Source organism: Rhodopseudomonas sp. B29 (assembly GCF_000333455.1).
GTDB lineage: Bacteria > Pseudomonadota > Alphaproteobacteria > Rhizobiales > Xanthobacteraceae > Rhodopseudomonas.
Genome location: NZ_BADD01000474.1, coordinates 1 through 288 on the forward strand (window position 1 = coordinate 1; position 288 = coordinate 288).

Below are 288 nucleotides of genomic sequence, written 5' to 3' on the forward strand. Positions count from 1 at the left end.
CCGCCGTCGCGGGCGATGACCTGGGAGGGATTGGGAGCGCAGCGGCTCACATTCGCTCAGTGGCATAGTTCAGCAAAGAAGAGGAAACCCATGAGGAAACTGCTCACCGGCCTAGCCGCATCGGCGCTCGCCATCACGCTGACGGCATCCAGCGCGTCTGCGCAAAAGAAGTACGATCCCGGCGCCAGCGACAGCGAGATCAAGGTCGGCCAGACCATTCCGCTGTCCGGTCCGGCGTCGGCCTACGCCACCGTCGGCAAGGCGCAGGCCGCCTACATGAAAATGGTC

Annotated in this window: 1 pseudogene; it reads left to right on the plus strand. The window is 64.2% G+C overall.

The features are described from left to right. Positions 1-90: 90 nt before the first annotated feature. Positions 91-288 (plus strand): annotated as a pseudogene (locus I5M_RS29975) (branched-chain amino acid ABC transporter substrate-binding protein); the annotation flags it as partial.